This is a genomic window from Massilibacterium senegalense, from assembly GCF_001375675.1.
In the GTDB taxonomy this organism is placed as follows: domain Bacteria; phylum Bacillota; class Bacilli; order Bacillales; family Massilibacteriaceae; genus Massilibacterium; species Massilibacterium senegalense.
Genome location: NZ_LN831786.1, coordinates 918,536 through 933,329 on the forward strand (window position 1 = coordinate 918,536; position 14,794 = coordinate 933,329).

Consider the following 14,794-nt stretch of genomic DNA (forward strand, 5'->3'; position numbering starts at 1 on the left):
TCGGATACTGTGCTAAATTACGAATATAACATTAGTTTTTCTTTTTAATGTTCAGTTTTTCCGAACATTAAAAAGTATTTCTAAAGAATTAGTTCATTTTTTAATTTTTTTACATAAAACAACCGATAAAAAGGTTGAAACTTATTTATATAAAGGGGACGAGAGTATGTATAACATTCTTGTATCAGACAAAATGAGTCAAGAAGGATTAGCGCCATTACTTGGAAAAGATAATATTGTGTTGGATCAACGCCATATTTCAGAAGTAGAAGATCTTTCAAAATATGACGCACTTCTTGTTCGTAGTGGAACAAAAGTAACTGAAGACGTTTTTGCCAAAATGCCAAATTTAAAAATTGTTGCACGTGCTGGTGTAGGTGTCGATAACATTGATATTGAAGCAGCTACACAATATGGAGTAATTGTTATTAATGCACCAGATGGTAACACTATTTCTACTGCTGAACATACATTTTCTATGATGTGCTCTTTATTAAGAAATATTCCACAAGCAACAGCTTCTGTAAAAGCTGGAGAATGGAATCGCTCTAAATTCCAAGGTGTGGAATTATTCGGCAAAACATTAGGGATTGTTGGTATGGGACGTATCGGATCCCAAATCGCTAAACGTGCAAATGCATTTGAAATGACTGTTTTAGCATTCGATCCTTTTTTAACAAAAGAGCGTGCAGAAGCGATGAACGTTCAATTATGTTCATTAGATGAAATTTTAGAACAAGCAGATATTATTACTGTGCATACTCCACTTACAAAAGAAACAAAAGGCTTAATCGGAAAACATAACATCGGTAAAACGAAAAAAGGTGTTTACTTATTGAACTGTGCTCGCGGTGGAATCATTGACGAAAGTGCTTTAGTGGAATACTTAGACAATGGTCACATTGGTGGAGTTGCGCTTGACGTATACGAAGAAGAACCAGCAAACAACACTGCATTATTATCAAATGAAAAAGTAATTTGTACACCACATATTGCAGCTTCTACAAAAGAAGCACAATTAAATGTAGCAGTATCTGTTGCAAAAGAAGTACTAGATTACTTTAACGGAAAACCAGCAACTCACTCATTAAACTTACCTGCAATGTCAGCTGAAACATACCAAAAAATTCAACCGTACTATGATTTAACAAAAATGATGGGAAATATTATTTCACAATTAGTGAAAGTTCCTGTGTATGAAATTAAAGTAGAATATAGCGGTGAAATTGGCAAATTAGAAACAACGATTACAACACGTGCTTTATTAGCAGGGTTTTTCCAAACACGCGTAGATGGTGGTGTAAACGAAGTAAATGCTACAATGATTGCTGAACAACGTGGCATTACATTTGGTGAAAAAGTACGCAATGAAGATAGCGGTTATGCAAACTTAGTATCTGCTACAGTGATTGGTGAAGATACAAACTTTACAATCAAAGGAACATATATTAAAGATTTCGGTCCTCGTATCGTTAGTGTATATGGCTTTGATGTGGACTTCTATCCAAATCGCAATTTACTTTATATTCGTCATACAGACCGCCCTGGTATGATTGGACGCGTTGGTCAAATTTTAGGTGAAAGCAACGTGAATATTGCTACAATGCAAGTTGGCCGTAAAGAAATCGGTGGCGAAGCGATTATGATTCTTACATATGATGGTCATGTTACAGATGAAACAATCGAAAAATTAAACGAAATTGATGCCATTGCTCGTGTACGTGTAATTGAATTATAATAAAAAAGAAAGAAGGTTTTAAACCTTCTTTCTTTTTTATTTTTCAAAGGTAAACATCATAATTTGTTCTTTTGCTTTTACCACTACTTGGTTCGTCTGCCCTATCCACTCTTCTATATGTACAATATTACTAAAGAGAAATAAAGCAAAAATACAACAAAACAAAAAAGCAACTGCTAAAATCCGATGAAGCATTTCTTCCATAAGAAAATCTCTCCTTTTGACATTCTCTTTTATCTTATGAAAGAAATAGTGCTTTATTCTTCATTTGATTCGATTCTTCTACCGCGGTTAAACACTTTGGCACTTCGGACATACTCTACGTCATTCACATGCAATCGCGCATTGACAATACGTGATACGATAAAAAAATAATCGGATACTCTATTCATATAAGATAATGTTAATGGATGAATTTTTTGTTCTTTTTGTAATGATACAATTCTTCGTTCTGCTCTTCTTGCAATCGTCCGACAAATATGCAACGTACTTCCCGGCTTAGAACCACCCGGCAAAATAAACCGCTCTAGTGGCTTTGCCTGTTGTAAATGTGCATCAATTTTTTCTTCTAGTTGTTCAATATTTTCTTGTTTTAACTTAAATGGTCGTTTTTCGGAAAAATTGGCTAAATCGCCACCACAATCAAATAGCTCGTGCTGGACAGTTTCAAGTTCTTCTAAAATATCGTTAAAAAGTGCTTCGTGATCTTTTAATTCTGCCATAGCTTGTCCAACGAAAGCATTACACTCATCCACTGTTCCATATGCTTCTACTCGTAGATCATCTTTTTCCACCCTCGCTCCAATTACTGCTGTTGTTCCTTTATCTCCTGTGCGAGTATATAACTTCATCTTATTTCCCTTCTTTCATTGTTTTTAATAGGCCAAACCAAACGACTGTCACGTCCGTACACAGTTTTACTAAATCTTGATAACAATAGCCTGTTACGTCTCTCGTTTTTCTATCAAGCGCTTGTAACGGAACGATTCCTTTTGTAATATCTGTCCCGATCCAGTACACTTGTCGGTTGTTTTCTTGTGCTTCCCAATGTCTCCATTCTGTTGCAAGTTCGGAAAAACGGTAACGAATGTCATCAATGGATGTCTGTTTTTTGCTCCATTCATAAAAATATCGTTCTAACCCTTCAATGACAACACAGTTCGCTTGTACGTCGTTACTAGTTGGAAAAGAATCTTGTTTGTACGCACTATACCATTCATATTCTCCTAGTAATCTATTTTTTACTGCCTTTTTCTTGCCGTTAAAGGCACCTCCTGATATGAAATGCACTGCCATTCCCCCTTGCTATTTTCTGTCCAGTTTGTTTGTGTGGCAGAACCATGAGGAATCTTCCACTCCCAAAATGGAATCGTATCATTGGCATATTGTGATAAAATATGACGAATCACTCCACCATGGGTGACAAATACAACATTTGATATGCCTTTTTCTTTTGCAAATTGTAATGTGTCCCATAATTGATGGTTTACTCGTTGCTTTAAATCCGCCAAAGACTCCCCATTTGGCGCCTTCATTACATCCATTTGATCAATCCATTGACGATACAACGCTTTGTCTTTTAACTGTTCATATGTCTTCCCTTCAAAATCACCAAAAGATAGCTCACGAATACGCATACTCATTTCATATGGTTGATTCGGAAAAATAATTTCCATCGTTTCTATCGCTCTTTTTAAATCACTAATGATGAAATAATCTCCGTCTGGATAACCTGTGTAATGGCGCAATTGTTGTTTTCCCTCTTCTGACAACACCGCATCGTACCATCCGATGTACCGTTTATCCATATTTTCTTGCGTTAAGCCATGACGAAGTAATGTAAGACCCACAGTATTCCCCACATAAACCACTCCTGTCCTTCAATATATGCTCCGAGCATATCCCCTGTAATCCCACCAAAATTTCGATGATAAAAAAAATATGTACTAATAAAATACAATGTGAGCATGCCGACAAAAATAAGGGCAAGAAAGCCATTCCAATAACTAAAAAAACAAACAACTACCAATAAGACCGCTAAAAAATAATAGCTATCTTTTTTTGTTAAATATTTTTTCATTTCAAATGCTATCCCTGAAGAGGCTGCTGGCTTACCGTAAACAAATAAAAAGCCAATCCACGTCCGAGAAAATATCGGGATAAATACGAACAAAAGAGAGAGAGAAAAAAAGTGGGCTGATTGAATTGTTTCAAAGATAAATAACCATTTTGTTAGTAAAAAAATAAGTAACGCTAATACCCCAAAAGCTCCTACTCGAGAATCTTTCATAATTTCCAATCGCCTTTTTTGATCGCGATAGGAAAAAAAGGCATCGCTACAATCTAAAAAGCCATCGATATGAAGCCCACCCGTTAAAAAAATCGGTAGCAATAATAGAATAATACTAGTTGCAAGAGGAGAAATTAGCGTAAAGTGGTCTATCGCTAAAAAAATACCGTATGTCGCTAATCCAAAGATTAATCCAACGAATGGATAAAAACGTACACTCCATTTTGCCCGTTTATCATCCCAAGGCACGGAAACTTTAATAGGGATGGTCGAAAAAAATTGAAAGGCTAATATACATCCGTCCACGATACTACTTCTTTTCATTGTTGATCCTTCTTCCAGTTTTCCATTATAGCAATGAGTCGCTCTATATCTAAATGTTGTTCTATAGCTACTCCTAATTGGTCATATATCTTTTCTTTTTCTCCTGTACGATCTATTTTTTCTTTTAAAGGTAACCCTCTTTGGGAACGAATATGATTTAACCAAAGATGGCGAAATTCATCATTAAAAAATACATGGTGAATATATGTCCCAATCACTTGTTTATTTTCACTCATCATCCCTTCAGATTGTTTATCATTTTGAGCAAATGGTGTCATTAGACGAGTTGATGTAGATTGTCCTAAGTGAATTTCGTATCCTTCGATTCCACAAGATGTCGTTTGGTCCCAATCCACCTTCCCTTGAAAACGAACCGTTGTTTTTTTGCTATAAAATCTTGTTTCTAATGGCAACAATCCAAAACCACTTATTGTTTCGCCCTTGATACCTGTATCCGTTCCTTCTACATCCATTAATGTTTCCCCTAACATTTGGTACCCACCACATATACCACAAACAAAGCCACCGTTTTGTACAAAAGAATGTAGCGCTTCTTCATAGTTTCTTTGCTTTAAAGCTGCTAAATCTTGAATCGTACTTTTTGTCCCCGGAATAATCACAGCGTCCATCATTGCTAGTTCATCTGGATTTGTCAGAAAATGAATGGTGACATCCGATTCAAGAAAAAATGGTTCGATATCAGTTAAATTAGAAATGTACGTTGGACGAAGAATTCCGATATGGACGTTATGTTCTGAAAATTCTCGTTTTGCATTTATCCACTTTCGCATCGCCAGAGAATCTTCGCTATCAATTTGAATATCTAAATAAGGAATGACACCTAAAACTGGTATATTTGTTTTTTCTTCGATAAACGTAATACCAGATTCAAACAATTGAATGTCACCACGAAATTTATTGATAATGATTCCTTTTACCCGTTTCCTATCCTCGGGTTCTAGTAACATTAATGTCCCGATAATACTAGCAAAAATGCCCCCTCGTTCAATATCTGCAATTAAAATAACTGGTACATCGGCTAATTGCGCTACTCTCATATTTACAATTTCTCGATCATTTAAGTTTACCTCTGCTGGACTTCCCGCCCCTTCAATAACAACAACATCTGCTCGTTTCTCTAGTTCGGTTAATGCTTGTTGAATCGTGCGAATACCAGTTTCATAATATTCTTTCCGATAAGACGATCCTGACACACTTTTTTCTGCTACACCAAAACGGACAACTTCTGAAGTACGGTCACTTTTTGGTTTTAATAAAATTGGGTTCATATATACATTGGCTGGTATACCGCATGCTTCTGCTTGAACTCCTTGCGCACGGCCAATTTCCTTTCCATCTTCTGTAACATATGAATTATTGCTCATATTTTGCGATTTAAAGGGAACTACTCGATAGCCACGATTTCTTAAAATTCGGCAAACTGCTGTCGTTAATACACTTTTTCCAACATCGGAACTAGTTCCTTGAAACATAATCCCTTTCATTCGTTCACTTCCTTTTTTTGATTGACTTGTCCAAATTGGATGTCGTACGCTGCTTCGGCCTCTTGGACAGACCATTGATGCAAAAGACCTAATGTTTTCATATATGGTAACGTACCGTCGATAAATTGTTCTGCATTTGAAAAAACATCGTTACTCACAACAATTAGCATATGGACAGCCTCATTTATTTGTTGTAATGTTTGTGTCATTCGTTCGTACACTTGTTGTTGAAATAACGGTTGTTGATACGACTTCTCGTCCATAAACAATTCATTTGATAACCAAGTCGGTACACAATCTAACAATACAACATCATCTTCTCGTAGTTTTGGAATCAGTAACTGTAGATTTACCGCTTGCTCATATGTTACCCATGGTTGTCCGCTTAACAGACGTATTTCCTTATGACGCTGCATTCGCTCTTTCATTTCCACATCGTACGGCACACTAGTCGCAATATACACTAAGCGTTGAATACGTCGCTCTATGGCAAGATGTTCTGCAAAACTACTCTTTCCACTTCTCACTCCACCAATGACGATAATCATGAGATAAAACTCCTTAACGCGCTTTTTAACTGTTCGTTTTCTTCCGGACGTTTGATTGCTATCCGAAGATACTCACCTTGCAACGTTTGAAAATTATACGTATGTCGTGGAACGATGCCTTCTTTTAATAAAAAATAAAAAAGTGATTCTGTTGATTGACCAGGCGGTGATTTTATAAGTAAAAAATTCGTCTCAGATGGAATAAAAGGATAATGATATTCTGTTAAAAACGAAGTCATTTTCAGCCGTTCTTGGGCAATACAATCTTGTATATGATGAATAAAGGACGATTGATCTAAACAACGAAGTGCTAACTGTTGTGCGAGTGCATTCACACTCCATGGTTGTTGCCATTGTTTAATATGTGCAATCGTTTGTAAATTCGTACTAACCAAATAGCCAATTCGCACACCAGCTAAATGAAATATTTTTGTTAACGAACGAAGGATAATCAAATAATTAAAAAAATGGCAAAATGAGATCATCGATGTTCCATTTTGTACAAAGTCAATAAATGCTTCGTCAATCACGATATATTTTTTTTGTTCATTCATTTTCTGAATAAATTCAAGGAAAGAATGAAACTCATACAAAACACCAGTTGGATTATTAGGATTACATATAAATACGACGTCGTATTCCTCCGCACTTTTTGCCAATTTGTCAAATGCACATTGAAATCCCTCTTCTTCTCGCAACACAAACGCGTCAACTTGACAATCATATTGTTCTAATGCTTTTTTATATTCCGTAAATGTCGGTTCTACTATTAATACTTTTTTCCGTGAAAAAGAATGAGCAAGTAGATAAATACATTCGGTTGCCCCATTGCCGACTAACACATGTTCTTTTTTTACTTGATGTTGTTTTGCGAGAGCTTCCACTAATGTTTCACTATGTGGTTCTGGATAGCCGCCGATTAACGTTTGATACTTTTCCCATTCTTCCGTTAAAAAAGATGGGATTCCGTATGGATTGGTATTTTCACTAAAATCAATCCACGTTTCAGGTTGTTTCACTGCTAGTCGTTCATAAAGTTGATTTGGATTAGCACCATGTGCTGGTAAATGCAAAGAAGACACCTCCTAGTAAGGTTAATAGACAAGCAAATACAAAAGTTGTTCGATACATAATAGTAATACTATCCAAAATATGGGCTGGCTTTTTTTCTACCTTTTTTTCTCCCATGATGGATCGAAAACTAGAAACCCCTTTATATGTATTTTTCCCACCTAATTCAATCCCTAATAATAACGCAGTTGCTGCTTCTAAATAACCACTATTAGGCGATGGGTGACACGTAGCAAATGACCTCCACTTTTTCACTAACGTACGTTTCCTAAAAAAGCGAGATGGGTAAACAAATAAAGATATAAAACCAGTAATTCGCGCGGGAATTAAATTCCATACATCATCTATTTTTGCTGCAGCAAAACCAAAAAGTTCGTATTTTTCATTTCGATATCCTAACATCGAATCGCACGTATTGACGAAACGATATAAAACGGCTAGTGGAGCTCCACCAATCCATGCATAAAATAATGGAGCAGTGACCCCGTCACTCGTATTTTCTGATACGGTTTCAATCGTACCCCGAACAATTTCTGGTGTGGATAATTGGTCGGTGTCTCGTCCTACAATCCAACTTAGTTTGTGACGTGCTTCTTTTATATCATTCTGTTGTAATGGTTCATACACTCGTAAAGCAGCTTCTTTTAAATTACGCGGCGAAATAGAAGTTGCAATCAACATAGCTTCTAATAAAATACCAATTGTGACATCGACGGTGTAAGCAAGCAAAACAATACTAACAGTTGCAATGACAACGATTAGTTGCATACTCATGGCCGCAACAAATCCATTCCTTTTTCGATGTTTCCCTTTATTTAATTTTCGGTCAAAAAAGGTGATTAATTTCCCAAACCAACGAACAGGATGCGGAAAATGTTCCGGGTCGCCAATCAACCAATCTATACAAAGCGCCAACCAAATAGCAATTATATGGTAGAAGAGCCATGATTCCATCTGACTAAATTCCTTTCTATTGCTATTTTTGTTGCTTCATATACTACTTTTCCTATCGATCGTCCTAATAAAGTAATGGTTCCTGCATAAGGAAGGTCGATACTAGTTTGCGTAGCAGCAATAAGGACGCTATCGGTTGATGTACCCGTTGCAATCGTGTTCGTTTCTGGATCTAACACATGTAAATCAAACAACGCTTTTGTTTTTGCTTCTGTTGCAGTCATCATCGCTTGCACAAAAGCAGCATCTGATAATGAACCTTCGATAAAAAGCCATATATTAATAGTACCCGGGCGTGGATGAACATCTTTTCTGTCATAACTTTTAGAAACATCTACCGCATTGCTAATCCCTGCAGTCACAACACAATAAAGGTTAAAATCATCTTCTTGATGAAACAAAAAAACAGCATCTTCTAAATAAGCAGCGGTCATCATGGCCACTGCATCGCTTTGTTTAATGTGTAATGCTTGTAAATACTTTATATATTCTCCAATCGGATCTAGTTCGTGATAGTTTTTATGAACATGACGATTAACAAATGCTGTTCGCCAACTAAAGCCATCTCCAATCATCGCACTCGATAACGTTCGAAGCGGTTTTTTTGAATGAATATAAATATATTCTGTTGTTTTCGTTACTGAAAAATTTTCACGAAAAGAAGGCACAGCATATTTTTTATTTTCCGGTACAAACATAATCGTTGGCTTTGGGCATAATGGATGTTCATTCCGTTTTAACGTTACTTTGTACACTTCTTTTAATGCTTGTTCAGTCAGGACATAATTTACGTCATCTAATGATACCATTTTTCCATTATCCATCAACAATAATCGATCACAAAATAAACTAGCCATGTTTAAATCATGAAAAATGGCAATGACCGTTAATCCCTTTTCTTCTACCCATTTTCGTAATAATGTAAAAAGTTCCATTTGATAAAAAATATCTAAATGATTCGTCGGTTCATCTAACAACAACACTTCAGGTTCTTGCGCTAATGCCCTTGCTAACAGTACCCGTTGTCGTTCTCCACCACTTAAAGTTTGAAAAAAGCGATGCTTAAACGTGTCTACACCCGTCCATTCCATAGCTTGTTGCACCATTTGTTCATCCTCTTTTGTATAAGGATGAAACCATCCTTTTTTATACGGATAACGCCCGAGTTTTACCGTTTCTTCCACTGTATATTGAAAAGAAATATCCGACTGCTGAGGTAATACTGCCACTTTTTGCGCTAATTGTCTCGCTAGAAACATTGTAATCGATTTCTCTTCGAGAAAAATATCACCTTTATTTAGCGGAATAGTTCCACTGATTCCCTTTAACAACGTTGTTTTCCCACTACCATTTGGACCTAAAATTCCAAACATTTCTCCTTTTTGAACAGAAAAAGAAACATCTTGAACGGCAGGAAAACCATCATATGAAATAGTAACATGTTCGATTTCAATCATAGTGCTCCCTACTTTCTTTTTCGTTGTTGATAAAAAATAATGGCAAATACAGGTGCACCAATAAGTGCCGTAATCACACCAATTGGTAACTCTTGCGGGGCAATAATCGTTCTAGAAACTAAATCTGCTAATACTAAAAAGCTAGCACCATTTAAAAATGATAAAGGTAATAGTCGGCGGTGATTCGGTCCAACCAGCATACGCGTCATATGTGGAATTACTAAACCAACAAAACCAATCGTACCTGATACTGCAACACTAGAGCCGGTTAACAAAGAAGCACCAATTAAAAGCATATATTTTCGCTTTTTCACCTCTACTCCTAGCTGCTTTGCTGTTTCTTCTCCAAAAGATAATACATTTAATTCATCACTATTAAAAAAGATGAGCAATGTTCCGATTATAAGAAATGGGATAGCAAGCCATATATACTCATAGCCTCGCATTGCAACACTTCCTAATAACCAATTAATAATTTGTCGTAATTCTTCTCCTGTTAGAGCAATCATTAACGATAATAAAGACCCTAGAAAAGAGCTAACAATAATCCCGGTTAAAATAACCGTTTCAACAGAAAAATTTCGGTCAATTAATTGCGAAAAACCGATAACAAGGAGAAGTGTCAGAAATCCCCCGATAATGCCTGCAACAGGAAGTGTGAATTTTCCTAACATAAGGATTTCTATTTGGAAAAATAATACTACTACAGCTCCAACACTTGCCCCAGAAGAAATACCGAGTGTATAAGGATCTGCTAAGGGATTTTTTAATAATCCTTGAAACGCTGCCCCTGCTAAAGCCAGGCTAGCCCCGACAATCATCGCTAACATAACACGAGGTAAACGCACATTAAAAATAATATTAGCATACATCATATACTCATCTGGCATGGCCGCTTTAGAAAAAAGTTGATAGTAAACTATTTGTAAAAGAGAAGAAAGGGGAATCGATACAGTTCCAATCGATACCCCTAATAATAAAGCGGCTATAAAAATAAAAACGGAAAGAACACTCATCCATTTCCAATTATTTTGCGAAAATTTCTGGATAAACCGCATTAGCAAATTCTTCTACTCCTTCAACTAAACGAGGACCAGGACGAGACGTTAAGTCAGAATCCACCTCAACCACTTGCTTTTCTTTGACTGCTGTAATGTCTGACCATGCTTCTCGATTCTCGATTTTATACTCTACTTTTTCTACCATATCTCCATGATATAACGTAATAATCGTATCAGGATTCCATTCAATCACTTTTTCTTCTGAAATTTGTGGCCATCCTTCTAATTCCTTCGCTACATTTTCTGCATGAATAGTCGTTAAAAATTCATCGATAAACGTATTTTTTCCAGCTGTGTAAATAGATGGACTAGGAGAAACTTCTACATATACTTTTTTCGGACTTTCCACTTGTTTGGTTTTCTCCTCAATCGCTTTTAGTTTTGTTGTCATCGATTTTACAAGGTCTTTTGCCTCTTTTTGTTTACCAGTAGCCTTCCCAATCAATTCTATAGAATCATATACTTTGTCAAAAGAACTTGCTTCGTTCACTACCAAGACTGTGATTCCTGATTCTCTCATTTGATTTAACCCATCTTCTGCAGTACTCATTGCACTAGCATGCGCTAAAACTAAATCAGGTTTTAATGCGATGACTTTTTCTACATTGACATCTAGACCACCGATTTTTTCAATGTTTTTTACTTCTTTTGGATATGTATCATAATCGGTCACACCGACCATTTTATCTCCTAAACCTAAAGCAAACGCAATTTCCGTATTACTTGGAATTAAGGAAACAATTTTTTCTGGTTCCTTCTCAATCTTTACTTCTTTTCCTGTTGCATCTTTAATGGTTACTGGATATGCTTCGCTTTCTGTTTTTGTTTCTTTCTTTTTATCAGCTGTATTATCTGCACTACAGCCAATCAACAAACCGAAAGAAAGGACAAAAACAAGCATAAATTGCCAGAATCTTTTCATTTTGCTCCCCCTTTTTATCATATAGACATAAAATAAAAAACATCCCTCCACATGGAAGGGATGAAGATTAAACAACGTTATACATAAGAAGACTTTCTTCATCGCACGATTCCTTTTCCACGAGGCTGTGCTATTACAAAAATAAGGCAGGTTCCTGACTTTTATCCGCATGTTGGATAATTACAGTGGCGGGACCGTGTTGGATTTTCACCAACTTCCCTTTTATCTCTCATGAGCACCTTATCTGATTATATAATTACTTATCATTATACCTTGAAATTATGTTTATGCAATGCACTTTTTCATTTCTTGTTTCTTATTACTATATCATTATTTCCGTTTACTATTTGGGAATCGTAAAAGTAAAGGTTGTTCCTTCATCTTTCTTACTATTTACTTCAAGCATGCCACCGTGGGCTTGAATAATATTTTTAGCGATTGCAAGACCAAGTCCTGTACCAGATTGTCCCCTCGTTCTTGCTTTATCCGCTTTGTAAAAACGTTCAAATACAAAAGGCAAATCTTCCTTATCAATTCCGACTCCTGTATCTTTTACTTGAAATTCGTATTTTCTATCTAATTCTATCAGACTTAACGTAACCATCCCGCCATTTGGAGTATGCCTAATCGCATTATCAATCAAATTGGTTAACACTTGCTCAATACGATCTGGATCGAACATCGTATCTTCTTCTTTTATTTCTGTAAGAAGTCGTAAATGAATCTGTTGTTCTTTCGCTACTCCTTGAAATTTACGAATAATTCGCTCTACAAATAACGGAAGACTAACTCGTTCTCGATTTAATTGAATTTTACCTGACTCCACTTTCGCAAGGTCTAACAAGTCATTTACAAGCCTTCCCATTCGTAACGATTCATCGTGGATAATACTTGCCATTTCTTTTTTATCTTCTTCCGTTTCCGCAATATCATCTACGATTGCTTCGCTATATCCTTGTAACATTGCAATTGGAGTACGAAGTTCATGGGAAACGTTTGCAATAAAATCTTTTCTTAACTTATCCAATTGCCGTTCTTCTGTCATATCTCGAAGGACAGCAACTGCCCCGCGAATACGTTGTTGATCAATCAATGGGGTCATGACTATCGTATAAATGTGCCCCTGCACTTCCATTTCCGTCGTTTGCTCTTTTTCCGTTTCGACCACTGTTTGAAAAAGTTCTTTTAACCGTTCAGGAATCACAGGTGCATCTTCCTCCACTTCAAATTGCCATGCTTTTAAAAAACGTAAAGCTGGGGGATTCGTAATTAAAATATTTCCAATGCTACTGAAAGTAATAACACCGTCCGCCATACTTCGTAAAATACTAGCTAATTGCTCTTTTTCTTGATTTAATGCTAAAACGTACGTATTAATTCGCCTACTCATCCGGTTAAATGTTACCGCTAACTCCCCAATTTCATCGTTTGTTACAATTGGGATATTCGCTTCAAACGTTCCTTTAGACATTTCTTGCGCAGTTTGTTTCATTTTACGTAGCGGGGCAGTTACCCTTGAAGATAAAAAGAACGCAAATACAGTCGTCATGATAATCGCAATACCTGCACAAAGTAAAATTATTTTTTTTACATGGTTAATGGTATTATCTACAACCTCTAATGATTGATAAACAAAAACTGCACCTTGTTTCCCTTCAATAAAATCGACTGGGACACCAACAATTAACATTTGTGTCCGAAATTCTTGGTCATCTTTATATGATGCATACGTCGCTCTTTTTTTAATCACTTCTCGATTCGTTAATACTTTTTGTAAATCTGGATCTTTTTTAAATTCATCAGTGGATACGTGTTCTTCTTTTTTATTTTGATTTGGTGCAATCCATTCTTTTTCTTTATCTGGAACCACAATGATTTTGGTAGAATTAGCATCAACAATTTCCCAAGTTGTTGCTAAGGCCAAGGCTTTATCATCATTTTCCTCCATCACTTTTGCCACTTTTTTAGCTAAAGTAATTAATTGTGTTTCTGATTGGTTCACATAATACGATTCAAAAAGTTGTAACAATAAAATAGTTAGAATGGAAAGAATAACGGAAACGAGTAAAATGATTGTGATCCATAGTTTTCCAACGACGCTTTTCCAAATCATTCATCATTCACAACCTCAAATTTGTACCCTACTCCCCAAACCGTTACAATCATTTTAGCTGCTTGTTTAGAAATACGATTTAATTTTTCACGCAACCGTTTCACGTGTGTATCGACCGTACGTAAATCACCAAAAAACTCATAATTCCATACATCTTTTAATAATTTTTCACGGTCAAATACTTTGTCTGGAGATTTTGCTAAATAATATAACAATTCATATTCTTTCGGTGTTAAGTTAATTTCCTTTCCATCACATGTCACACGATGGGCATCATTATCAATTGTTAAATGAGGAAACACTAACACATCTTTTGTCGTCGTTTCTGTTTGCAAAAATTTCGTTGAAGATGCTCGACGTAATAGCGCTTTCACTCGTAACACGACTTCTCTAGGGCTAAATGGTTTTACGATATAATCATCTGCACCAACTTCAAACCCTTGTACACGGTTTGCTTCTTCGCCTTTTGCTGTAAGCATAATTACTGGTGTTGCTCTTTTTTTACGTAATTCTTCACAAACTTGAATTCCGTCGATTCCCGGTAACATTAAATCTAACACAATAACATCATATTCTTTTGCTAACGCAAGATTTAACGCCTCTTCTCCGTTCTCTGCTTCTTCTACTTCATAATTTTCTCTTTCTAAATACATTTTTAACAACCGACGAATACGTTCTTCATCATCTACAACTAAAATTAAACCATCTTTTTGCATTTTTATCCCTCCATCTATCTTTTATTTTCTACCCTTTTATCAAAAAATACTAGCAAAAGAAGCATACTTTCAAAAAAAGTTCCATCACTGAGATT

The 14,794-nt window shown here is 36.0% G+C and carries 15 protein-coding genes and 1 riboswitch; of the genes, 1 reads left to right on the forward strand and 14 read right to left on the reverse strand.

What is annotated here, in order from left to right; genetic code table 11:
• Window positions 1-166 precede the first annotated feature (166 nt).
• Entirely contained in the window at window positions 167-1,738 is a 1,572-nt protein-coding gene (gene serA / locus BN1372_RS07960; RefSeq protein WP_062198336.1) for a phosphoglycerate dehydrogenase, read from the forward strand.
• Between the two features lie 36 nt (window positions 1,739-1,774).
• On the opposite strand, the gene BN1372_RS15210 is transcribed toward serA, so the two are convergent.
• From BN1372_RS15210 to BN1372_RS08025, 14 genes are all read right to left on the reverse strand, one after another.
• Window positions 1,775-1,942 carry a hypothetical protein gene (locus BN1372_RS15210; protein WP_154662979.1) on the reverse strand — a complete coding sequence of 56 codons (168 nt, stop codon included), beginning with the start codon at window positions 1,940-1,942 and terminating at the stop codon, window positions 1,775-1,777.
• Window positions 1,943-1,995: 53 nt separating this feature from the next.
• Complete coding sequence (locus BN1372_RS07965) at window positions 1,996-2,589, reverse strand: cob(I)yrinic acid a,c-diamide adenosyltransferase (RefSeq protein ID WP_062198338.1); 594 nt, start codon at window positions 2,587-2,589, stop codon at window positions 1,996-1,998.
• A 1-nt stretch (window position 2,590) separates the two neighbouring features.
• Window positions 2,591-3,028, reverse strand: a complete 438-nt coding sequence (locus tag BN1372_RS07970) for a bifunctional adenosylcobinamide kinase/adenosylcobinamide-phosphate guanylyltransferase (RefSeq protein WP_062198340.1) — start codon at window positions 3,026-3,028, stop codon at window positions 2,591-2,593.
• Window positions 2,980-3,600 (reverse strand): histidine phosphatase family protein, encoded by a 621-nt coding sequence (locus tag BN1372_RS07975; protein WP_062198342.1) that lies wholly within the window; start codon window positions 3,598-3,600, stop codon window positions 2,980-2,982. The genes BN1372_RS07970 and BN1372_RS07975 overlap by 49 nt, the downstream gene beginning before the upstream one ends.
• Window positions 3,558-4,352 carry an adenosylcobinamide-GDP ribazoletransferase gene (gene cobS, locus BN1372_RS07980; protein WP_062198344.1) on the reverse strand — a complete coding sequence of 265 codons (795 nt, stop codon included), beginning with the start codon at window positions 4,350-4,352 and terminating at the stop codon, window positions 3,558-3,560. The genes BN1372_RS07975 and cobS overlap by 43 nt, the downstream gene beginning before the upstream one ends.
• Window positions 4,349-5,857: a cobyric acid synthase gene (locus BN1372_RS07985; protein WP_062198346.1), complete on the reverse strand. Its 1,509-nt coding sequence runs from the start codon at window positions 5,855-5,857 to the stop codon at window positions 4,349-4,351. Before BN1372_RS07985 ends, cobS begins: the two co-directional genes overlap by 4 nt.
• Window positions 5,854-6,405 (reverse strand): bifunctional adenosylcobinamide kinase/adenosylcobinamide-phosphate guanylyltransferase, encoded by a 552-nt coding sequence (locus BN1372_RS07990; RefSeq protein WP_062198348.1) that lies wholly within the window; start codon window positions 6,403-6,405, stop codon window positions 5,854-5,856. The genes BN1372_RS07985 and BN1372_RS07990 overlap by 4 nt, the downstream gene beginning before the upstream one ends.
• Window positions 6,402-7,478: a threonine-phosphate decarboxylase CobD gene (gene cobD, locus BN1372_RS07995; RefSeq protein ID WP_062198350.1), complete on the reverse strand. Its 1,077-nt coding sequence runs from the start codon at window positions 7,476-7,478 to the stop codon at window positions 6,402-6,404. Before cobD ends, BN1372_RS07990 begins: the two co-directional genes overlap by 4 nt.
• A complete protein-coding gene (cbiB, locus tag BN1372_RS08000; RefSeq protein ID WP_062198352.1) occupies window positions 7,453-8,430 on the reverse strand; it encodes an adenosylcobinamide-phosphate synthase CbiB in 978 nt (325 codons plus the stop codon). The genes cobD and cbiB overlap by 26 nt, the downstream gene beginning before the upstream one ends.
• Complete coding sequence (locus tag BN1372_RS08005; protein WP_062198355.1) at window positions 8,403-9,887, reverse strand: adenosylcobinamide amidohydrolase; 1,485 nt, start codon at window positions 9,885-9,887, stop codon at window positions 8,403-8,405. Before BN1372_RS08005 ends, cbiB begins: the two co-directional genes overlap by 28 nt.
• Before the next feature lie 8 nt (window positions 9,888-9,895).
• Window positions 9,896-10,945 (reverse strand): FecCD family ABC transporter permease, encoded by a 1,050-nt coding sequence (locus tag BN1372_RS08010; protein ID WP_062198357.1) that lies wholly within the window; start codon window positions 10,943-10,945, stop codon window positions 9,896-9,898.
• Window positions 10,914-11,870, reverse strand: a complete 957-nt coding sequence (locus tag BN1372_RS08015) for an ABC transporter substrate-binding protein (protein ID WP_062198359.1) — start codon at window positions 11,868-11,870, stop codon at window positions 10,914-10,916. Before BN1372_RS08015 ends, BN1372_RS08010 begins: the two co-directional genes overlap by 32 nt.
• A gap of 128 nt (window positions 11,871-11,998) precedes the next feature.
• Window positions 11,999-12,128: riboswitch (cobalamin riboswitch) on the reverse strand.
• Window positions 12,129-12,213: 85 nt separating this feature from the next.
• Window positions 12,214-13,983 carry an ATP-binding protein gene (locus BN1372_RS08020; protein ID WP_062198361.1) on the reverse strand — a complete coding sequence of 590 codons (1,770 nt, stop codon included), beginning with the start codon at window positions 13,981-13,983 and terminating at the stop codon, window positions 12,214-12,216.
• Window positions 13,980-14,699: a response regulator gene (locus BN1372_RS08025; protein ID WP_062198364.1), complete on the reverse strand. Its 720-nt coding sequence runs from the start codon at window positions 14,697-14,699 to the stop codon at window positions 13,980-13,982. Before BN1372_RS08025 ends, BN1372_RS08020 begins: the two co-directional genes overlap by 4 nt.
• Window positions 14,700-14,794: the final 95 nt, after the last annotated feature.